The following is a 22747-nucleotide window of genomic DNA, read 5'->3' on the forward strand; positions in this document are numbered from 1 at the left end:
AAATTCCCCCTTTTAATCTTTGACCTTATTTTACCATTAAAGTGGTGAAAAAATTATGAAGATGACTGGAAGATTTTGTTTTTAACCTTTTTTTACAAATTCTGATTTTAGTTTCATTGGGCCGAAGCCATCGATCTTGCAATCAATGTTATGGTCGCCTTCGACTAATTTGATGTTTTTCACTTTCGTTCCTTGTTTGATGGCGCCAGATGCGCCTTTGACTTTCAAGTCTTTGATGACCGTTACTGTATCACCATCTACTAAAATATTGCCATTGGCATCTTTGTATACGGGTGCTTCTTCCGCCGCTTGTTGCTCTTGCCATTCGTTTCCGCATTCAGGACAAACAAACAGCCCGCGATCTTCATAAGCGTATTCAGATTGGCAATTTGGACAATTAGGAATTTGAGTCATAGTGTTGCTCCTTTAAAATATAATTTTCGCTGTAAAAAACAACTCACCATCAGCATACCGAAAAACCACTAGTGGCGCAACCAAAAATCAGTGACCGATAAGCAAAAAAATCGCTTCTGTAGAGTAATAACAGAAGCGATAATTCAAGTGTATCCGAAAAGGAACTACACAGAATTCATTTTTATTTCGAGAAATAATTTGCACAAGCATCGCCGATCCATTGGATGAGTTGTACCAAAAGGATCAACAAGAGAATCACCACAATCAAAATCGCCGTTTCATAGCGATAATAACCATACTGAATCGCTAAATCGCCAATGCCGCCTGCGCCAATCGTTCCCACCATCGCCGAGTAGCCTAAAAGACTGATCAAAGTTAACACAAATCCGCGAATCAAAGCTGGCAGACTTTCTGGTAAAATCACTTCGCGAATAACTTGCCCCGTCGATGCTCCGGAAGCGACACTAGCTTCAAGGACGCCATAGTCGATTTCGGCAAATGCGGATTCAGCGATTCGGGCGTAAAAAGGAATCGCGGCAATCGATAAAGCAATCGCTCCGCCCGCCGGGGTATAAGGATCACCGATCAGCACCGCTGATAACGGAATCAACGTAATCAATAAGATCAAAAATGGTAGCGAACGGATTGCATTGACGACAAAATCGGCCAGATGATGCAAGAAAACATTTTTATGAAAAAGGTTACTGCCGACTAAAAACAGGACTAATCCAATCAATAAGCCGAAAACTACTCCTATAATTGCTGAAGTTCCCACCATGAAGAATGTTTCCCATAGTGCTTGGGGCAGGTTTGTTTTTAAAATCTCAAGCGTATCAGCCATTTTCTTCACCTATCTTTCTTAAAGAAAAGACGTTCGCAGCCAAGTGTGCTCGGGCTTTTGCTGCTTCTTCGGCGGGTCCGGTCAAATAGATATATAAAATACCGATCACATCTTTTTTGATATACTCAATTTTTCCGTGGATAATATTGACCGACACATCGTAGGCTTTAGCTACAGTCGAAATCAGCGGTTCTAACGTATACTCACCTTGATAGCGCAATTCCAGCAAGTCGCCTTCAGTGAAGGATGCTAGAATCTCCTCGGGAAGCGTCAGATCCAAGTAGCGACCTACCAGTTTTTTTGTAATAGGCTGTTTAGGCTGACTGAACAAGCCGTAGGTCGTTTGTTCTTCAACGATGCGACCCTTTTCCATCACTGCTACCCGATCAAAAAACTTGCGAGCAACATCCAATTCATGGGTGATAAAGACGATGGTGATGCCTGTCTGTTCCTTGATTCGGATCAATAATTTCAAAATTTCTTCAGTCGTTTCAACATCTAACGCACTGGTAGCTTCGTCACATAACAAAATCTCAGGTTCGTTGGCAATCGCTCGTGCAATGCCGATCCGTTGCTTTTCTCCCCCAGACAAATTATTCGGATACTCGTGAATTTTGTGAGGCAGATCCACCATTTCCAACAGTTCCTTGATCCTCGCTTCTTGCTGATCTTTCGGATAATGCCCAGCGCGCAAAGCAAAGGCTAAATTTTCCTTGATGGTTCGATTATGGATCAGATTGAAATGCTGAAAGATCATCCCGATTTTTTGTCGTACTTCACGCAAGTGTTTGCCTTTGGCTTGCGTGATGTCTTGACCATCAATCAGAATTTGACCGCTAGAGGGCACCTGCAGTAGATTCAACGTACGAACCAAGGTACTTTTCCCAGCCCCGCTCAATCCGACGATCCCGTATACTTCTCCAGCTTGAACGGAAAAATCAACGGAATCCACTGCTTTTTTGATTTGTTTTTTATGAGTGAATGTCACTGATACTTGTTTTACTTCTATTTTTGCCATAAGATATGCCCTTCTTACTCAGTCCAAAATTTCGGTTGATCAAAGTTGCTGAACGGTGATTCGGCAATCGCTTCTTTAAATGCATCACTTTCTAATACTTCCGTAACTGCCTTAGCAAAATCACTGTCTTCTTCTTCGGAGGACACCACAAAGACATTTTTATATTCTTCTTTCAACGACTCCAACGCCAAAGCATCTGCAGGATCAAGAGAAGCCGCCCAAGCGAAGTTTCCTGGTACTAAAGCTAAATCGACTGTATCTAACGAACGAGCCAATTGAGCTGCGTCTAATTCTTTAAATGTCAGATTCTTCGGATTTCCTTCGATGTCATTCACTGTTGCTTTCGTTTCGTCGATATTGTCTGCGATGGTGATCAACTCATTGGCAGCTAACAGTTGCAAGGTCCGAGCTAAATTTGAGGCATCATTGGCAATCGAAACAGTCGCCCCGTCTGCTAACTCATCCAAGCTGGACAGTTGCTTCGAATAGATGCCCATTCCCAGTGTGGGCACTTTTTGTAATGCCGTAAGGGATAACTGGTTATCTGCCGAAAATTTTTCTAGATAGGCCGTATGTTGAAACAAATTGGCATCGATTTGGTCATTCGCCAAGGCATTGTTCGGCTGAATATAATCATTAAACACTTTAGTCGTAAGTTGATACCCTTTTTCTTCCAGTAATGGAGAAATCACCTCTGTCACCATGTCCCCGTATGGTCCCGGCGCCACTCCAACGACTTTTTCTTCCACTGCATCTACACTGTTTTCACCAGACTGTGTATCCTCTGTGCTGCTAGTATTGCCACAAGCTGCCAATGTAATTAAGACAGCAGCAGCAACTAACCCAACGACTCCCTTTTTCAACTGTTTCATTTTTTAGTTCCCCCTTTTTATAATAAAAAAACGTCCTTTCTCCATCATAGAGAAAGGACGAAACAACCATGTTCGTGGTACCACCTTTAATTCATTGGCACAATCAGCCAACCTTATCAGTTTATCAACTGCTTTGCTATAACGGGCAATCCCGCTGCACGCTTGCTTTTGCTCACGTCCAAACGCTCCAAGGCCATCTTCAGTCAAACGGCTGTGCTCTTTCTCACCAATCCGAGCTCTCTGATCCAATCGAAACTGACTTACTCTTCTTATCATCGCGTGTTTTTTAATTTGTGTTTAACTATACGATAGCCTCAAATGAATGTCAATTCTTTTTTTCACGAAAAAACCATCTTTTTACAATGATTTTCACAGCGTTTACACAGTCAAATTCTCATCTAAAATCAAGCCTTCAGATACCATAACCGCATCACCGATCAATTCTAATGCGCCCTGATCAACATCAACTTCTACCGTTAACTCGCCACCTAACACGTGCAGCAAGACATTCGCTGCCGCTTGCTGGTGACGTTTGGTCACGACATACGCAGTGGCACCAGAACCTGTGCCGCACGCATAGGTAAAACCTTCCACCCCTCGTTCATACGTGCGAACGATCAGCTCACCCTTGTCATCTTCTTCATAGAAATTGACATTCGCCCCTTTGGGGAAAACCTCCCAATAGCGTATCTCTTTGGCAAGTTCAGCCAGCTGTTCCAACTCAGTTTCTGCCAGACCAGGATAGTGAACCACCGCATGAGGGATTCCTGGATCACCCAATTCCACATAGTCCACGAAAGAAACCATTGGATTCGGGTACGCTTGATCAAATGTAGTCACGGTCGGTGGATTCAAGGTTACTTTGTAGTGTTTTGCCGACAAGCGCCATGCGGGGACATCGCCAGCAACTGTTTCGATGGTCATCTGCTCGCCAGCAATTCCCTTCTCAAAGGCATAACGGGCAATACAGCGAGCGCCGTTGCCGCACATTTCTGCTTCGGTCCCATCAGCATTGTAAAACCGCATCCGAAAATCAGCGGTTCCTGTGGGAAAATCCACTGCCATGACTGCATCCGCGCCGACAGAAAATTTCCGATGGCAAACTTGAGCAGCAAATTGCGACAGTTGTTCATGGGAGAATTTCAATGTGCGGTTATCGATTACGATAAAATCATTCCCCGCACCTTGCATTTTTGTATAAGGAATCGTCATGTTGTCACCTGCTTTTCAAAATTTTACTTGCTGGAAGCTTCTTCTTTTAGAAACGAAGGAACCACTTCATTTTGCAGCATTTGCTCGTAGGACTGGCGTTTAACGGCTAATTCCGCTTGGCCATTTTCCACAAAGACGACTGCGGGTATCTGTAAATTATTGTAGCTGCTGGCCATCGAATAGCCGTAAGCTCCTGTTGCGAACGTAGCAAACAGATCCCCAGTTTCAACGGGCGGTAATGCAAGATCTTTTACTAAGATGTCTGTGCTCTCACAAGCTTTACCAGAAATGGTGATCTTCTGTGTCGCTGCTTCGGAAGCGCGGTTGGCTAAGATCCCAGTGTAAGTTGCCTGATAAAGACCAGGACGAATATTGTCTGTCATGCCACCGTCAATGCTGGCGTATGTTCTGATTCCCGGCAATGTCTTGATACTGCCGATGGTGTGCAAACTGATACCTGCTTCTGCGACGATACTGCGACCGGGTTCAATAACGATGGTCGGACGTTCGCTCTGGTGCTGCGCATAAAAGGCGTCGATTTTTTCCATCACAGGATCTAAAAAATAGCTGTAGGGTTGGCGAATATCTGCATCTGTGTATCGAACGCCAAAGCCGCCGCCAACATTTAGTTCTTTGATCCAATAATCAAAACGTTCATGAATGGTTTGGACAAGGGCCAAAGCCGCATCAACTGCCGCTAGATGTGAGCGATTGTCCGACAATTGACTGCCGACATGAAAATGCAGGCCATAGAAATCCAATTCAGGTGCTTGAATCACTTCTTCCACTAACGGAAATAAGATTTCTTCATCTAAAGGAATCCCGAATTTTGAATCTTTTTGTCCGGTCGAGATAAATTGATGGGTGCTGACCGAAACCTCGGGTGTGATGCGCAACAAGATTTTAGCAACGACTTGCTTTTCTTGACATAACGCGCGGATCAAGCCGACTTCTTGAATGCCATCAACGATGATCCGTCCCACGCCATAATCAAGGGCGTCTGCTAATTCTTCAATGGATTTGTTATTGCCGTTAAACTCGATGTGTTCTGCTGGAAAATCAGCTTGGATCGCTGTATACAGCTCCCCACCGCTAACCACGTCTAATGAAAGTCCTTCTGACTTGATCACTTGCAGCATCGCTGTAGTACAGAAAGCTTTAGCGGCATAGGCTGCTCGTGTCTTGCTGTAGCGCGTCAAAAACTGCGCCTGAATCTTTTGGCATTCTTCGCGAATCTCCGAAACGGAATACACGTAAAGGGGGGTTCCAAAGGTTTTTGCCAGCTCAACGGTATCGCAACCGTCAATGTATAAGTGATTGTTCTTGATTTCTTTTGCCATCGCTTTACTCCTTGTCTGTCGGCTCGTTCAACGCCTCGATCAAACGAACGTAGCATTCGATGCCTTGCAATAGATTTTTTTCGTCAAAATTCATTTTGCTGCTGTGTAAAGGGTGGACATAACCTTTTTCTTCATTTCGGGTACCGACAAAGAAAAAGACGCCGGGGATTTCCTTTTGGTACATCGAAAAATCCTCTGCCAACATATATGGCGGTGTTTCTCGGTAGCTCTCCCCGACCACTTTTTCCAATACTTCCACCATCTCAGGATCATTGTCCACGACACGATAAAGATGTTCGAATTCAACATCCGCCGTGCAATCATATCCTTTGGCGATTTCTTGTGCGACAGTGGTGATTCTGCGCGTCATCGTTTCATAGACTTCATCTTCAAACGCCCGCATCGTTCCTTTTAAAACGACCTTGCCGGGAATGATATTTTCCGCATCTCCCCCATGGATCTTCCCAAAAGTGATGACCCCAGCAGAAAGCGGGCTGATATTGCGTGAAATGATCGAATGCAATCCTTGAATGATCGCAGCCGCAGCTAAAATGGCATCATGCCCTTGATGAGGCTGGGCACCATGGGCACTCGTGCCGTTGATCGTTAGATTGATCTCGCCGTTACGGGCCATCATCGGACCTTTCCGACTCGCAATGACTCCTTCGGGAAAATCTGGGAAGACATGCAGCCCCACGATTTTTTCCACGCCAAAATCTCGTAAGATGCCTTCATCGATCATCAATTGAGCACCACCGGGGCTTTCCTCGGCTGGTTGGAAAATCAAAACGATCGTTCCACGAATCACTTCAGGATGCGTCGCTAAGTATTTGGCAAACCCTAGCATCGTTGCCATATGGCCATCATGCCCGCAGGCGTGCATTTTTCCTTCATGTTTGGAAGCAAAAGAAACACCGGTCTCTTCTTTGATCGGTAGTGCATCAATATCCGTTCGAAAGGCCAGCGTCTTTCCTGGGCGCTCACTGCGAAAGACAGCAATCAAGCCGGTTTCAATCACTGGATAGATTTCTTTGATCCCAAAGGATTGCAACTGACGCAGCAAGTATTCCTTTGTTTTGAACTCAGTTAACCCTAATTCAGGGATTGTATGTAATTCACGACGAAAACGAACCACGTCTTCGGTTAATTCTGTGACTGTTTGCGATACTTGCATGTTAAAACACCTTTCTATACATTCCTTTTAAAAATATCCATAAAAACCAGCGAATATTCAGTTTTTCATTGATATTGTTTAATATTATAGTATATAATTCGAATAATCTATAGTATAAATTGTCGAAATGTTTCGATTTTTATTGAAAATTTTACCCCTCGTTTTGGTACACTTATACGTAGAGTAACGAAAAATAAATTGGTTGAAAGGATGTGTCGTAGTTTGACAATATTCAAAGGTTCTGGCGTTGCGTTGATCACCCCTATGCTTCAAGATGGTTCGGTGGATTTCGATAAGCTGAAGGAGTTAGCGGAGTGGCATGTGCAGCAAGGAACGAATGCAATCATTGCATGCGGTACGACCGGTGAAGCATCCACGTTAGACGATGAAGAACATATCGCGGTGATCGAAGCGGTGGTAAAACAAGTTGCTGGTCGAATCCCCGTTATCGGAGGAACAGGCTCCAACAATACCCAACATGGGATCCATCTTTCAAAAGAAGCACAGCGCGTTGGTGCTGACGCATTATTGGTTGTAACACCTTACTACAACAAAGCGACCAAGAAAAGTTTAGTCGCTCACTATGAAGCAATCTGTCAAAGCGTTGAGCTGCCAGTGATCTTATACTCCGTCAGCTCAAGAACCGGCTTAAATTTAACACCTGAAGCCGTGGCAGAACTAAAAAAAATCCCTAATATCAAAGGCATCAAAGAGGCCAGCGGTGATATTTCGCAAATCGCAGAAATCGCTCGTCTTGCGGATGATGACTTTGCGATCTATTCAGGAAATGACGATCAAGTAACCCCAATTTTAGCTTTAGGTGGCTCTGGCGTGATTTCAACGATCGGCAATATCGCTCCGAAACAAACGGCACAACTCGTTGCTGATTTCTTAAATGGTGATGTAAAAGCAGCCATCAAAGAGCAGTTGCGACAAAAACCGTTGATCGATGCGATTTTCAGTGAAGTAAATCCTGTGCCGATCAAAGCAGCGGTCTCCTTACTGGGCAAATGCGAATTGCATTATCGTTTGCCTTTGGGTGTCCCGGAAGATGCGACCCTCGTTCATTTAGAAGAAGAAATGACCAATTACGGATTGCTGTAAGGAGGAGTTTTTGGTGAAACAAATTTTATTAAGCGGTGCAAACGGTCGCATGGGCAAAGTGTTGCAAAGCCTGATCGCAAAGCACCCTCAGTTAGAAGTGGCCGCCGGCTTGGATCGTACCGAGCAATTAGATGGTCCTTTTCCAATCTATGATCGTCCAGAAAAAATCACGCAGCCGATCGATTTGGTGATTGATTTTTCTCATTATAGCAATGTGCCTGCCTTGTTGAACTATTGTGTCGAACAGCAGCTGCCAATCGTGGTTGCTACAACTGGTTTGACGGAAGACACGCAGATGATGCTGCCGTTGGCTGCTAAAGTGATTCCGGTTTTCTATTCTGCCAATATGTCGTTGGGGATCAATGTACTGATCAAAGCACTACAAAGTATCACCCCCGCATTAGAAGCTGACTTTGACATTGAGATCATCGAAAAGCATCATAATCAAAAACTTGATGCACCAAGCGGTACAGCTTTGCTGTTGGCAGATAGTATCAATGACAGCTGCGAAACAAAAAAAGAGTATCTCTACGGGCGTGAAGGCAGTGATCTAGTAAATGACCGCAAGCAGATGGGCATCCATGCCGTTCGCGGCGGAACGATCCCTGGGGAACACATTGTCATCTATGCTGGGCAGGATGAAATCATTGAATTAAAACACACTGCGCTCTCCCGCGAAATCTTCGCCAATGGTGCACTAAAAGCAGCGGAATTTTTAGCCGATCAACCAGCCGGTTTTTATTCCATGCAAAATCTAATCGACAAGTAAAGGTGGTCTCTCATGACAGAATTACAATTTTCCGATCCTTATCAATTAGCAAAATATATCAAAGAAGCAAATAAACAAACACCTGTAAAAGTCTATATCAATGGAGATCTTGGCGACGTCCAAGCAGATGGCATCCAATTGTTTGGGAACGGCACCTTCTATTTCGTGGTTGGTGACAGTCAAAAAGTAGCTGAGTTTTTAACCGCGCACCAAGACAAAATCACCGATCACTATCTGGAAAATGATCGCCGCAACTCAGCGATTCCTTTGTTGGACTTGACGAAAGTCGATGCCCGTATCGAACCAGGTGCCTTTATCCGGGACCAAGCCATCATTGAAAAAAATGCCGTTATCATGATGGGGGCAGTGATCAACATTGGTGCTGTGGTTGGTGAAGAAACCATGATCGATATGGGGGCGATTTTAGGTGCCCGGGCAACCGTTGGGAAAAAAGCCCATATTGGCGCTGGTGCTGTCTTGGCTGGCGTTCTTGAGCCACCTTCAGCAAGCCCAGTCATCATTGAAGACAATGTTTTGATCGGCGCAAATGCCGTCGTCCTTGAAGGCGTCCGTGTCGGCGAAGGTGCAGTCGTTGCTGCCGGTTCTGTGGTGACGGAAGATGTCCCTGCTGGAGCAGTCGTTGCTGGCTCACCAGCTAAAGTCATCAAAATGAAAGACGAGAAAACGAAAAGCAAAACCGAATTTTTAGACGATCTACGGGGGTAAACTTCTTATTTTCTCGTAAATACGCAACAAAAAAACGCAGTGCCGGTTCAGTGATGAGCCTGCGCTGCGTTTTGTCTAAAAAAGGGCGTGCCGAAAGCTTTTGGCACGCCCTTTTTCTATTGGCAAATGTGCTTGTAAAAGTGTTTATTCTGCTTGAAATTCTTTGATCGCTGCTTGGATCTCTTGATAGATCACTGCAACTTCTTCAAGGTCTTTTGCATTTGCTCCACTGGCAAGCGGATGTCCACCACCATGATGGCGTTTGGCGATCTCATTGATCACTGGACCTTTCGAACGCATCCGCACCCGGTAATAGCCTTCTGGTTGTTCGACAAAGATCGCCCAAGCCATCACTTCGTCGATTTTCCCTGGTAAGGAAACGACTGCTGAGGTTTCCGAATCTACTACGCCAAAACGCTGCTGCAATTCTTGTGATAGGATCACTTTGCCAGCACCAATCTCATCAATCTCGATGTTTTCGTAGACATACCCTGAAAGGCGAGCAACACTGCGAGAGACTTGATCCAATTGACGATTGATCTTCGGAGCATCAAAGCCGTAATCCAATAGTTCAGCCGCTAAGCGCAGGGTTGTCGCTGTCGTTGCCGGATATAAAAACCGTCCAGTATCACCAACAATGCCCGCATATAACAGACGAGCCGCTTCTTGCGTCATCGTCAGCTCGTTTTGAAACATTTGCCAAAACGAAACGATCATCTCACTACAGCTGCTGGCTTTCGTATTGACCCAAACCAGCTCTCCGTAAGGTTCATCATTAGGGTGATGATCGATTTTGATCAATTTCGCCCCTTGATCATAGCGTTGGTCACTGATCCGTGGTGCATTGGCCGTATCTGTAACGATCACCAGCGCCCCTTTATACAAATCATCAGGGATCGTCTGCATCAGCGCCAAGTAATCCAATCCTTCAACGGGTCCGCCAACTTGATAGATTTCTTTTTTGGGAAAACTAGCTCGTAAAATTTCTGCCAACCCCACTTGTGATCCTAATGCATCTGGATCAGGGCGCTGGTGCCGATGGATAATGATCCGATCGAATGCTTTGATTGTTGCAAGTATTTCTTCTTGTACCTTCATGAATGGTCTCAACTTTCTCTCTAAAATTTTTCCATAAGTGCCGTTTTCGATGATTTATGGGCGTTCCATTACTTGGCATACCACGATCGCTTTTGCCACTAAGGAATTTTCGATCGATACTTCGATATCGATTTTCGCCGAACGTCGCCCCAGTTCTAGAATCTTCGGTTGAATGATGATCTCGCTTTCTAATTGGATCAAACGGAAGTAATGCAGATTGACTTGCTCGATCCAGCTATTGCGTCGTTGATTCAACTGCATCGTACGTTTCGCCGTATTAGCGATTACTTCACTCAAGACACCAAAAGAGATCGTTCCGACTTCATTAACCATTTGGGGCGTCACCGCAAAGCTGAAATACGGCTGCGGCAATTTGTTCCCTTCAAAATCTTGTTCGATAACTTGCATCTGTCCCGAGATTTGGTCAGAAATCGTATCTGAAATTTGCGTTTGTCGTTGGACCATCTGCATCGCTTTCATAATGTCTTGGCGTGTGACAATCCCAATCAAAGAAAGGTCATCAGCTACGACGGGCATCACTTCTAAGCCATCCCAAATCATCTGATGGCTGGCAGAGGCCACACTCATCTCTTTTTTTACGACCCGTGGTTCCCGGGTCATGATTCGTTCGATGATCTGCGTATCAGGCTTTTCTAAGACATCTTTGGCTGTGATGATCCCAACGACCCGCATATTCTTGTTGACGACTGGATAGCGGGAGTGATTGGTAGACTCCGAAAGCAGTTTGTAATCCTTGACCGTATCAAAGGTGTGCAGATACTTGGTTTTTTCCAATGGCATATAAATGTCACTCACCAGCATAATGTCCTTTTTGATCAGCTGGTCGCTTAAGGCACGGTTGATCATCGTTGCCACGGTAAAGGTGTCATAGGTCGTTTGTAAAATCGGCAACTCCAATTCGTCTGCTAAACGACAGATTTCCTCTGTTGTTTCAAAGCCTCCCGTGATCAAGACGGCTGCGCCATCCTCCAGTGCCAACTTGTGGACTTCGTTGCGGTTTCCGACGATCACTAAGGAGCCAGGCGTGATGTAGCGTTCCATTGCTGATTCTTTCATGGCGCCGATAACAAATTTGTTCAAGTCTTTGTCCAAACCGGCAGCGCCGCCCAAAACATCACCTTCAATGATTTGGACGACTTCGCCGAAAGTTAGTTTTTCAATGTGTTTTTTTAGTTTTCGTTCGATACGGATGGTTCCGACACGTTGGATCGTTGAAACCAAGCCGATATTTTCCGCATCTTTGATCGCCCGATAGGCTGTTCCTTCACTGACATTCAAGTCTTTTGCGATTCCCCGCACCGAGATGCGATCGCCTACAGGCAGATTCTCGATATGCGCTAAAATCAAGTCGTGTTTTGTCGCCATAATTATCCCCTATTCCTACTACGAATCTTCCTGTTGCTTAAACTTCTAATGTCTCACCGACTGCAAGGATCTGGCCCACACATGCCGGCAATAAATTCACGAAGGTTTGCGGATCTTGCTTGATCATTGGAAACGTATTGTAATGGATCGGTACTACTTTGCTCGCGTTTAAAAGGGCCGCTGCTGTTGCGGCATCTTGAACGCCCATCGTAAAATTATCCCCGATCGGTAAAAATGCCACATCGATGTCGAAACGTTCACCGATCATCGCCATATCGCTAAAGAGTGCAGTATCTCCAGCGTGGTAGATGGTTTTGCCTTCTGCTTCTAAAATGATTCCAACAGGATTGCCCATATAGATCATCGTTCCGTCTTCTTCAAGGCCAGAGCTGTGTTTCGCTTCCACCATTGAGATTTTGCCAAACGGAAACTCAAAAGAACCTCCCATATTCATGCCATGCGTCTCAGCAACGCCTTTGCGGGCTGCATAGCGGCAAATTTCAACGACACTGATCACTGGCGCTTCATTTCTTTTGGCGATCGGCACCATATCCCCAATATGATCACTATGACCATGCGTGATCAAAAGCCAATCGGTTTCCACTGTCTCTGCATCTAAATCAGTCAGAGCATTTCCAGTAATAAAAGGGTCAAACAACAATTTTTGGCCATCCGCTAATTGGATAGCAAGCACTGAGTGTCCGTGATACGTGAGTTTCATACAACATTCCCCTTTCCATTTAAGTAATACAGTCTAATATTTTTCATTATAACAGATAACGCCAGAAATCCAAAAGCACAAATTCTGGCAGCTTTATTACATCCGTCCTTTTTCTGGTTCTTGTCAAGAAAAATAAAGAAACTGTTCTACCCTTTCTGAATAAGGAATAGAACAGTTCGACCTGATGACTTCAAGCGATCATAGCGTTTTCTTACGTCCGCCTTGTTTATAGATGCGCCAGATGGTTAAGAATAACGCCGTGATACAAAGAAGGAACGCCCCAAAGAAGGTGATTTTCATGCCATAGGCAAAAATATCTGCCCGACCTGCGATATAGGTCGTCACATGCTTTCCATACGCTTGACTCATTGCTGCATAGAGAATCGTCGTTGCTAAGGATATCCCTAACACCATGCCCAAATTGCGGGCAAAGGAATTTAGACTACCTGCCACCCCAAGATTTTCTTTGGTGACACTGCTCATTACCATCGTATTGTTTGGGGATTGGAACAACGAATTGCCAAGTCCCATGATGGCAGTGGCAACGATATAATACCAAATCGGCGTATCCTGATTCATAAACATATACATCAGCTGAGTGATGGACAGCAACGCTAAGCCAGCTAAGACCAAAATCTCCGGTCCTACACGGTCCGTCAAATACCCGCTAAGTGGTGAACCAATGACCATCATCAAAGGAAAGACCATCATCAGCATTCCTGCCACGCTCGGCGTTAAGCCTCGGGCACTTTGCAAATAAAAGGGAATCACGACATTGACAAAAAAGTTTGCAGAAAAGATCAGCAACGCCGTGATCAGGCTCATGGTGAAAATTTTATTACGAAAGATCCCAAAGGTAATCAGCGGTTTGCTCACACGCGCTTCTACTCGCAAAAAGACGATGAATGCCACTAAAGCGATCCCACCCAACAGCAGCGGCAGCCACGTTAGAAAGCCACGCTCTTGTCCAAGAAAAATGCCGCCGAAGAAGCTGATAATTGCAATTGAAAACAGCACAAACCCGGTTTTATCGATGGAATCATGACTCATGGTAATATCTTTTGGTAACACCTTTTCTCCAGCAATCATCGTCAGAATACCGACAGGAACATTGATCCAAAAAATAAACGGCCAAGAAAAATGCGCCAAAATCACTCCGCCTAATCCAGGACCGGCGATGGAGCCTAACGAAACAAAGGCACCAATCATCCCTAAGGCGCGTCCTCGTTCACTCATAGGAAAAACTTCAGTAATGATTCCGGTATTCGTCGCCATCGTCATGCTAGCACCGATCGCTTGCACCACTCGGGCAAATAAAAGAAATGCTAAGGAGTGATTAAACCCGCATAACAGCGAACCGATAATAAAAATTAGCATTCCCAAGCGGAAAACTTTGATTTTGCCCCAACTGTCCCCTACCTTACCGAATAATAAAAGGCAGGCACAAACGATCATCAAGTAAACGGACACGACCCATTCCGCTTGATTCATAGGGACACCCATATCTGCCGAGATCGTCGGCAATGCGATATTTACGATACTCCCATCCAGTGTTGACATAAAGGTAAACATCGAAACAGCAATGAGAATCCACCACTTTCTCTGTTGTACTACGGGGTTTTCTTGATAACTATTCACAAATCGACCATCCTCTCTTTGCTTATTTTGTTCCTCTAGTCTTAGGGGGACAACTTTGTATTATTGATCGAAATCCATTCGCCGTCAATCCTTATCTGCCCATTCACGATCAAAATAAGGGGCATTTATTGAAAAAACGTCGCCTGTTTCTTGCACAAAAAAAGACAAAAGCTTCGGTGAAAAGAAATCGGCCGTCAAACGGCTATTCTTTCACCTGCTTTTGTCAGTAGGTCAAAACGAATTATTTACGGTTGCGATTTCTTTGGCTTGATTCCATGATGACCGGCAAGATGACTGGACGGCGTTTGGTTTGTTCAAACAAGAAACGACTCAAACGATCACGGATATCTTGTTTCAATTTGCTCCATTCAAACTCTTCATCATGAAGGTGTTTTTCTACGATTTCTTCCACGATCTCGCCACTTTCACGAATCAGGTCACGGCTGGCTTTCACGTATACAAACCCGCGAGAAGTGATTTGAGGCGCAGAAATAATTTTCTTTTCACGACGATTGATCGTCACTACCGCAACGAAGATTCCGTCTTCAGATAAGACTTTGCGGTCTCGCAGGACGATATTCCCAATATCACCGACACCGATCCCATCGATCATGACGTTTTCAGCTGCGACCGCACCTGCGGCGATCATTTCGCCTTTTTTGTATTCTAAAACATCCCCACGCGCAGTAATGAAGATATTTTTCATCGGAATCCCGACTTCTTGCGCCAAGTCCACATGGGCGGCTAATTGGCGGTACTCGCCTTGAATAGGGATAAAGTACTTCGGTTTCATCATATTCAACATCAGCTGCAGATCATTCGGGTTGGCATGACCAGAAACACGGAAATTATCCGAGATCTGTTTCACGGTACCGCCAGCGCGATAGATGATATCTTCCGTTTTCGCAACCACCGTTTCCATTGCCGTTGTCGGCGTCGTTGTGATGTAAACAAGATCTCCTTCTTTGATGCGCAGCGTCCGGTGAGAGCCGTTGGCCATTTTTTGCAACGCTTTGATTGGTTCGCCCATACGACCTGTTTCTAAAATCAACAACTGTTCGTCTGAGTATTTTTTCATTTCTTTTTGGGTGATCAGCAAGTCTTCAGCTGGTAATTTTAATTTCCCTAACTTCATAGCCGTTTTAATGATCCGACCAAAATCTTGCCCGGTCAAAACGACTTTGCGATCAGAACGAAACGCCGCATCTAGTACTTGTTGCACCCGTTGCAAATTGCTAGCAACACTAGCGACGATGATCCGACCTTCCCAGTAACGGATATTGTCATAAACTTCATCTTGGATCGTCAATTCAGAAGCAATCGGCGTTGGATTTTCGGCATTTGAGGACGTACTTAGCAATGCTAAGACTCCTTCTTTTCCAATTTCCGCTAAGCGGCCAAAATCGGTTTGATACATAGGGATCGCTGTTTGGTCAAACTTGAAATCTCCTGTATAAACGATATTGCCAGCTTCTGTTTTTACGCTGATTCCAACAGAATCAGGGATAGAGTGGGTCGTACGGAAAAAGCTGATGGTCGCATGGCCAAAGTCGATCTCCGAATGTTCATCGATCACATGAAAATCTTTGAAGCGCTTGGTAGCTTCATTTTTATTCACGGTCAATTTTGCTAGTTCGATCGTTAACTCGGTCCCAAAGACCGGTACTTGGATATTCTCCAAGAAATAAGGCAATGCACCAATCGCATCTGCATGCCCGTGGGTCAAGAAGACACCAGCCACACGGTCGGCATTTTCTTCTAAATATGTGAAGTCTGGAATCACTGTATCGATCCCTAATAATTCATTTTCTGGATAACGGACACCGCAATCCAGCACAAATATATCCTCGCCAACTTCAGCAATGTACATGTTCTTTCCGTTTTCGCGTACACCGCCAAGAGGAATGATTTTTATCGTTTCCACTTTTATTCACCTCTTAATTTTTTTCTACTGTATTATTTCCCAAGCATAAGCCGTCCCTATTATTATACAACAAAAAAAAGAAAAGCGTGGCATTCACCACACTTTTCTGAAAAACTTATGGTTTACACATGAACTAATCCTTGCTGATGCAGGCTTTCGGCGATTTGAACAGAGTTCCATGCCGCACCTTTCAGCAAATTATCAGAAACGACCCATAAATGCAAGCCGTTTTCGACATCCAAATCTTTGCGAATCCGACCAACAAAGGTTGCCGTTTTGTCCACACTGGTCAAAGCTTGCGGGTACACTTGTTGACTCGGATCATCTTGCAAGACAGCTCCTGGGGCTTCGCTGATCCACTGCCTAACTTCCTCAACACTGGCATGGTCTTTGGTCTCGATATAAATCGACTCCGAATGACCGCTAAACACAGGGATTCTCACACACGTAGCTGCTACTTTGATCTGCGCATCTTCCATGATCTTCTTCGTTTCATTGATCATTTTCCACTCTTCGTAAGTATAGTCGTCTTCAGCAAAGACATCGATTTGTGGCAAGGCGTTAAACGCGATTGGGTAGTGCTTTTTATCGCTGCCTGCTGGTAAAATCTCAGGATTTAGTTCATCAGCGGCTTTGCCGGCTAATAGTTCTTGAGATTCACGAGTCAATTCAGCCAAGGCTTGTGCGCCAGCACCTGAAACTGCTTGATACGTTGAAACCAAGACCCTCGATAAACCGACTTTTTGACGAATCGGTTCTAATGCCACCATCATTTGAATCGTTGAACAATTCGGATTGGCAATGATTCCTTTATGTTGCGCTAATGCATGAGGATTCACCTCAGGAACGACTAGAGGAACATTCGGATCCATCCGAAAATGACTGGTATTGTCGATTACGACTGCACCGTGTTTGACTGCTTCTGGAGCAAATTGTTTTGAAATGCCACCACCGGCACTGAACAATGCAATATCGACTCCCGCAAAGGAATCTGCGGTCAGCTCTTGAATAACGAGTGGTTCATTTTTGAACACAAGGGTCTTCCCAGCAGAACGTTTGGATGCCAACAACGTTATTTTTTTGATCGGTAACGTGGTCTTCTCCAACATCTCAATCATTTTTGTTCCTACTGCGCCGGTAGCTCCGACAACTGCTATGTGATACCCTGTACTCATCAAATCACTCCTCGAATAAAAATACATTTTTACTAGTTTATCATATCTTGTAAAAAAGAAAAGGCCTTTCGTGGAAAGAAGCGCAAAAAGAAGGCAGAACTATCTAAATTTTCAATCGTTTTCCCCGTTTCAGGAAAAAACTACCTATATTTAAGGGTTATCATTTGTCACATTTAGGTGTTATAGGATATAATACCGACAGAAGGAATTTTGGGGAAGATTCTTTCCAACGTGCATGGGGAAATTAAAAATACCCAAAACATTGAATGAGGCAAGAATTGCATATGCAATTCTTGCCTCATTTTTATGCTTCATTCGATTCTTCGTTATTTACTTTCACGATAGCAAAGCCTTTGTTATCGATGATCATCGTCTCATCTTCCAGTTGGACAAACTGTTCCATCAAAATTGAATCAGGACGAGAGAGTGTAAGTTGGTCCTCGCCAGTGTTGAAAATACCGATGATCCGCTGTGCCCCCAACTCTCGTTCGAAAATGATCAGGCCATCTTCTTCCGAAACCCAGTTCCAACTCAAGGAACCTTCAGATAAGACTTTTTGGTTGTCTTTGCGTAGTTTGATCAATGACTGGGTGAAATGCAGCAAATCACGATCTTGCTTTTCCTCATCCCAAATCATACATTTACGACAATCCGGATCCATATCACCGGTCAAACCAATCTCATCGCCGTAATACAGGCAAGGAACTCCTTGTTGCAGATACGTAAAGGCCATCACTTGGCGCATCAAGTCTTTGTCTCCCCGAGCCAAAGTTAACAAACGCGGGGTATCATGAGAATCCAAAATATTGAACTGCACTTGGTTGGTTTGCTCCCGATACAACATCAGCTGGTTATTTAATTCCGAGACCATTTTCGTCATGGAGATCTCGTCTTTGACAAAATATTCAATGATTGCATCTGTAAAGGCGTAGTTCATCACTGCATGAAACTCGTCGCCTTGTAACCAGCGTTGAGAAGAATGCCAAATTTCCCCAAGGATATAAAAATCATCTTTGGCCTCATCACACACTTGGCGGAATTTTTTCCAGAAGAAGTGACTAACTTCATTAGCCACGTCCAAGCGCCAAGCATCGATATCAAATTCTTCGATCCAATAACGAGCGATCTTCAACAAATAATCTTGCACATCGGGATTTTCCGTATTGAGTTTCGGCATATGCGGCGTAAAGGCAAAAACATCATAGGTGATGTCATAAGCATCTTCAAAGTTTTCCCCTTCTTTGTAGTTGACAGGAAACTCATTGATGTGGAACCAATCAGCAAACGGCGAATCTTTGCCGTTTTTGATGACATCTAGCCATTGATGCGAAGTATCCCCCATATGGTTGAAAACAGCATCCAGCATAACTTTGATGCCGCGTTTGTGGCATTCCTCCACTAATCGTTTAAAGGTATCGTTATCACCAAAAGCAGGATCGATGGCCAAATAATCGATGGTATCATACTTGTGATTCGAATATGCCTCAAAAATCGGACAGAAATAGATCCCATTGATTCCTAGATCGACAAGGTAATCCAAATGATCGATGACTCCTTGTAGATCCCCACCGAAAAAGTCTTGGCGATCGGGATTTTTTGAGCTCCATGGCAACACACCTTCAGGATCATTTGATGGGTCCCCATTTGCAAAGCGCTCAGGGAAAATTTGATACCAAACCGTTTCTTTCGCCCATTCGGGAATTTTGAAACGATCGGCTTCTTGGAAGTAAGGCATCCGAAAATAATTGTTGTTCATTTCTAAATATTGCTGTTCAAAGGGGTAGACCCCGTGATCCCCATAGAAGACATGCAACCCATCGTAACTTTCGATGGAAAAGCCGTAAGACAAACGGCGGAATTCTGCTCCGACCGATACTTGCCAATAATCATGCAAGTCCGTGGAAAGAATTTTTTGCATTTCAATTCTTTGTTGGTACCAAGCTTCTTTATACAGTGTGTAAGGATCACCGCAAAGCAGCTGGACATGGCGGACGTCTTGACGGGCGGTACGCAAACGGATATGCATTTTATCCTTCTCGTACAAATACGCAAATTCACTTTCGGGACGATGATAGATGGCAGTAGTATTCATAGCAGACTCCTTTGACTTGTTTGATACACCCATTGTCGCACAAATCAGAAGTCAAAACAAGAGAAAAACGCAATCGGTTGCTTTATCTAAAAAATCGATAATATAAGTCAATATGAAATTAATTCAGTGATTGAAAAGCAAACGATTGCTTCACCCTTTTTTAATCAAACGGTGTCTTCTTCTCACATTGATTGCCAGTCCGTAAAATGTCATATTTACGCAAGATCCCCACTGCCTCCGTCAACGACTGACTCAACTGCTGGATATCTTCCACAGCCATTTGAGCGGTTTTGGCATTCAAGCGGTCTTCCACTTGTTTTTTCTTTTGGACAAACAACTGCTTCCCAGCTTCTTCCAAATAAACATTGACGTTGCGACGATTGACGCCGTTGGTTTTGCGTACCACAAAGCCAGCCTTTTCCAACCCCGAGATCGAACGACTGATTTGGACTTTTGATGTACCGATTTGCTGGGCTAACTCGGACATCGTAATTCCTTCATTACTAGAGATCACCACGAGTTCCAAGATTTCCATTTTGGTCAATTTTAAATCTTCCAGACCGATTTCTTCAAACAATATGTTTCCCATCAGCGAAAAGATCTCCGCAAACACCGCCATATTGAATGTTCCTAACGCTTTTTCCATACTCTCCCTCTTTTCTGTCTTTAGTTTAGTATAAATTATTTGTTTAAACAATGATAATCGTTGATTTTTGTTAACCATTATGATAGCGTGGTTACATAATGAAAATAATCGTGAAAACGGCAAGAAAAGAGTGACCCCATGTTAGAATTAAAAGATATCAAGAAGTATTATACAGTTGGCGCCAGTACTACGAAAGCCCTCGACGGCGTCACCGTCGCCTTTCGTAAACAAGAGTTTGTTGCCATTTTAGGGCCAAGCGGCTCTGGGAAAACAACCATGTTGAACGTGATCGGCGGCTTAGATAATTACGACTCTGGTGATATGATCATCAATGGCAAATCAACCAAGTCCTTTAAAGACCGCGACTGGGATGCCTATCGGAACAATTCGATCGGCTTTGTCTTCCAAAGCTACAATTTGATCAGTCATTTAGGCATCATCGACAACGTCGAGCTTGGAATGACCTTGAGCGGTGTGTCAAAAGAAGAAAAACGCGCCAAAGCAACCGATGCTTTGACGCGTGTGGGCTTAGCTGAGCATATGCACAAAAAACCAAATCAGCTTTCTGGTGGTCAAATGCAGCGGGTAGCGATCGCTCGTGCCTTAGCAAATGATCCTGATATCCTCCTTTGTGATGAACCTACAGGTGCCTTAGATTCAGAGACAAGTGTCCAAATCATGGAACTGATCCAAGAACTATCAAAAGAAAAATTGGTCATCATGGTTACTCATAATCCTGAATTGGCCCACAAATACGCTGGACGGATCATTGAATTCAAAGACGGACGAATCATTAAAGATTCGAACCCCCATGTCGAAGGCCAAAAGAAAGACCAATTCGAATTAAAGCACACAAAAATGAGTTTTATGACGGCCTTACGTTTGTCGTTTAACAATATCCGAACCAAAAAAGGGCGCACCTTCTTGACAGCCTTTGCTTCTAGTATCGGAATCATCGGAATCGCCATTGTTTTGTCACTATCAACGGGATTCCAAAAACAAATCGACAATACCCAGTCAGAAACATTAGCTCGTTTTCCGATCACGATCTCACAAGTGGCCACTGAACAAGATCCATCAGCGATGGGTACGCGGGATAAATCTGAAGATTTCCCTTCAGATAAAGAGGTCACTGCCAAATTAAGTGATACGGATCGTGCAACTCATATCAACAAAATCGATCAAGAGTTTCTCGATTACATCAACGACATTGATCCTGAGTTAAGTAACAATATCGGCTACACTCGTTCAACTTCATTGAATCTTTTCCGCAAGATCGATGACAATGTGGAACAAGTCAGCTTCTCCAACGCGTCGCCTGACAATGAACAGACCAATGCCATGATGTCTGCCATGAGTGCCTCAACCGGTATTGGGGTTTCGACTTTCCCTGAGCAGTTATCAGAGGATAACGGCAATTTCTTAAAAGACAACTATGACCTTTTAGAAGGTAGCTACCCAAGTGCCAGCACAGATGTCGTTTTGATCGTCGATGAAAACAACGTAACGAATGTCAATGCATTGATCAATCTCGGTTTTGATATTGAAGATGGTGACACGGTTTCCTTCGACGATATCGTGGGAACAAAAATCACATTGGCGTCTAATGATGCCTTTTACACCGAATTGCCGACTGGAAACTTCATTCCAAACCAAGATTTAAATGAAGTTTTCGATAACAGCAACAACAAAGAATTAACGATCAGCGGAATCTTACGTATCAAGCAAAACTCTACGATGAACTTGCTGTCAACCGGCATTGCCTACAGTGATGCCCTCGCGCAAGAAGTCATCAAAGAAAACCAAGACTCAGCGATCGTCCAAGCCCAAAAAGACAGCGACACCAACGTGATGACGAATGAACCCGTTGACGAAAGTGCTAAAGATTCATTGATCGCTTATCTTGGCGGCAGTGATTTACCAAACAGCATTATGATCTATCCAAATGATTTCAGTGCCAAAGAAAAAATCCTTGATTACTTGGATGACTTCAACAAAGGCAAAGACAAAGAAGACCAAATCGTTTATTCCGATTTAGCCGGTACGATGACTCAATTGACTGGCGGCTTGATGGATGCGATCACCTATGTCTTGATCGCTTTTGCAGGAATCTCCTTGGTAACCAGCATGATCATGATCGGTATCATCACTTATACCTCTGTACTAGAACGCACGAAAGAAATTGGGGTCTTAAAAGCATTAGGTGCTCGTAAAAAAGACATCACCCGCGTCTTCGATGCCGAAACCTGTATTTTAGGGATCGCTTCAGGAGCTTTAGGTGTCCTCATTGCTTGGTTAGCCACATTCCCGATCAACGCAATCTTATATAGTATGACTGATCTCGAAAATGTTGCTCAATTAAATCCGGTCCACGGCCTGATCTTGATTGCTGTCAGCACCGTCCTAACCATGATCGGCGGCCACATTCCAGCTCGAATGGCAGCGAAAAAAGATGCAGCGATCGCTTTACGCGCCGACTAATTTTATAAGAAAACCCAGCAGACAGCAGCCATTCCTTTGGCTGCTGTTTTTTTGTCCTTCCTTCTGACTTCCAAAAGGTTTCTCTTGAAAAATTCATAAATGAGGAATACAATAGA

The 22747-nt window shown here is 44.2% G+C and carries 19 protein-coding genes and 1 other annotated feature; of the genes, 4 read left to right on the top strand and 15 right to left on the bottom strand.

Annotation, left to right across the window (positions count from 1 at the left end; translation table 11 throughout):
* Positions 1-81: 81 nt before the first annotated feature.
* The 7 genes from IGI86_RS14295 to IGI86_RS14325 all read right to left on the bottom strand — a co-directional run bounded on the left by IGI86_RS14295 (position 82) and on the right by IGI86_RS14325 (position 6871).
* Complete coding sequence (locus tag IGI86_RS14295; protein ID WP_005233964.1) at positions 82-414, bottom strand: zinc ribbon domain-containing protein YjdM; 333 nt, start codon at positions 412-414, stop codon at positions 82-84.
* 181 nt (positions 415-595) lie between these two features.
* On the bottom strand, positions 596-1255 hold the full coding sequence (locus IGI86_RS14300; RefSeq protein WP_005233963.1) for a methionine ABC transporter permease: 660 nt from the start codon (positions 1253-1255) through the stop codon (positions 596-598).
* On the bottom strand, positions 1248-2273 hold the full coding sequence (locus tag IGI86_RS14305; RefSeq protein ID WP_016612797.1) for a methionine ABC transporter ATP-binding protein: 1026 nt from the start codon (positions 2271-2273) through the stop codon (positions 1248-1250). Before IGI86_RS14305 ends, IGI86_RS14300 begins: the two co-directional genes overlap by 8 nt.
* Before the next feature lie 14 nt (positions 2274-2287).
* Positions 2288-3145, bottom strand: a complete 858-nt coding sequence (locus IGI86_RS14310; RefSeq protein WP_430617481.1) for a MetQ/NlpA family ABC transporter substrate-binding protein — start codon at positions 3143-3145, stop codon at positions 2288-2290.
* Positions 3146-3195: 50 nt separating this feature from the next.
* Positions 3196-3430: a binding site (T-box leader), on the bottom strand.
* 93 nt (positions 3431-3523) lie between these two features.
* A complete protein-coding gene (gene dapF / locus IGI86_RS14315) occupies positions 3524-4357 on the bottom strand; it encodes a diaminopimelate epimerase (RefSeq protein WP_008380508.1) in 834 nt (277 codons plus the stop codon).
* Between the two features lie 23 nt (positions 4358-4380).
* Complete coding sequence (lysA, locus tag IGI86_RS14320) at positions 4381-5697, bottom strand: diaminopimelate decarboxylase (RefSeq protein WP_008380507.1); 1317 nt, start codon at positions 5695-5697, stop codon at positions 4381-4383.
* Positions 5698-5701: 4 nt separating this feature from the next.
* The gene (locus IGI86_RS14325) at positions 5702-6871 is read right to left on the bottom strand and encodes a M20 metallopeptidase family protein (protein WP_008380505.1); all 1170 of its coding nucleotides are present in this window, start codon (positions 6869-6871) and stop codon (positions 5702-5704) included.
* Positions 6872-7093: 222 nt separating this feature from the next.
* On the opposite strand from IGI86_RS14325, the gene dapA reads away from it, so the two are divergent.
* The 3 genes from dapA to dapD are packed head-to-tail and all read left to right on the top strand — an operon-like array spanning position 7094 to position 9470.
* Entirely contained in the window at positions 7094-7975 is an 882-nt protein-coding gene (gene dapA / locus IGI86_RS14330) for a 4-hydroxy-tetrahydrodipicolinate synthase (protein WP_008380503.1), read from the top strand.
* A gap of 13 nt (positions 7976-7988) precedes the next feature.
* On the top strand, positions 7989-8744 hold the full coding sequence (gene dapB / locus IGI86_RS14335) for a 4-hydroxy-tetrahydrodipicolinate reductase (RefSeq protein WP_005233953.1): 756 nt from the start codon (positions 7989-7991) through the stop codon (positions 8742-8744).
* A gap of 12 nt (positions 8745-8756) precedes the next feature.
* Complete coding sequence (dapD, locus tag IGI86_RS14340; RefSeq protein ID WP_005233952.1) at positions 8757-9470, top strand: 2,3,4,5-tetrahydropyridine-2,6-dicarboxylate N-acetyltransferase; 714 nt, start codon at positions 8757-8759, stop codon at positions 9468-9470.
* A gap of 144 nt (positions 9471-9614) precedes the next feature.
* Here the strand turns inward: dapD and IGI86_RS14345 are convergent, their stop codons facing one another.
* From IGI86_RS14345 to IGI86_RS14380, 8 genes are all read right to left on the bottom strand, one after another.
* Positions 9615-10568 carry a DHH family phosphoesterase gene (locus tag IGI86_RS14345; protein WP_008380500.1) on the bottom strand — a complete coding sequence of 318 codons (954 nt, stop codon included), beginning with the start codon at positions 10566-10568 and terminating at the stop codon, positions 9615-9617.
* Between the two features lie 54 nt (positions 10569-10622).
* Complete coding sequence (locus tag IGI86_RS14350; protein WP_005233948.1) at positions 10623-11954, bottom strand: DRTGG domain-containing protein; 1332 nt, start codon at positions 11952-11954, stop codon at positions 10623-10625.
* Positions 11955-11991: 37 nt separating this feature from the next.
* Entirely contained in the window at positions 11992-12675 is a 684-nt protein-coding gene (locus IGI86_RS14355; protein WP_430617482.1) for a metal-dependent hydrolase, read from the bottom strand.
* A 198-nt stretch (positions 12676-12873) separates the two neighbouring features.
* The gene (locus IGI86_RS14360) at positions 12874-14313 is read right to left on the bottom strand and encodes an MFS transporter (protein WP_430617483.1); all 1440 of its coding nucleotides are present in this window, start codon (positions 14311-14313) and stop codon (positions 12874-12876) included.
* Positions 14314-14554: 241 nt separating this feature from the next.
* Positions 14555-16237, bottom strand: coding sequence for a ribonuclease J (locus tag IGI86_RS14365; RefSeq protein ID WP_430617484.1), 1683 nt, complete (start codon positions 16235-16237; stop codon positions 14555-14557).
* Between the two features lie 122 nt (positions 16238-16359).
* Positions 16360-17412, bottom strand: coding sequence for an aspartate-semialdehyde dehydrogenase (locus IGI86_RS14370; RefSeq protein WP_008380394.1), 1053 nt, complete (start codon positions 17410-17412; stop codon positions 16360-16362).
* A 304-nt stretch (positions 17413-17716) separates the two neighbouring features.
* Positions 17717-19504 (bottom strand): glycoside hydrolase family 13 protein, encoded by a 1788-nt coding sequence (locus tag IGI86_RS14375; RefSeq protein WP_008380392.1) that lies wholly within the window; start codon positions 19502-19504, stop codon positions 17717-17719.
* A 160-nt stretch (positions 19505-19664) separates the two neighbouring features.
* Complete coding sequence (locus tag IGI86_RS14380) at positions 19665-20150, bottom strand: MarR family winged helix-turn-helix transcriptional regulator (protein ID WP_008380390.1); 486 nt, start codon at positions 20148-20150, stop codon at positions 19665-19667.
* A gap of 138 nt (positions 20151-20288) precedes the next feature.
* Here IGI86_RS14380 and IGI86_RS14385 point away from each other — a divergent pair, with 138 nt between their 5' ends.
* Positions 20289-22631 (top strand): ABC transporter ATP-binding protein/permease, encoded by a 2343-nt coding sequence (locus IGI86_RS14385; RefSeq protein WP_008380388.1) that lies wholly within the window; start codon positions 20289-20291, stop codon positions 22629-22631.
* Positions 22632-22747: the final 116 nt, after the last annotated feature.

The organism is Enterococcus sp. AZ188 (assembly GCF_050544075.1).
Lineage (GTDB): Bacteria > Bacillota > Bacilli > Lactobacillales > Enterococcaceae > Enterococcus_D > Enterococcus_D entomosocium.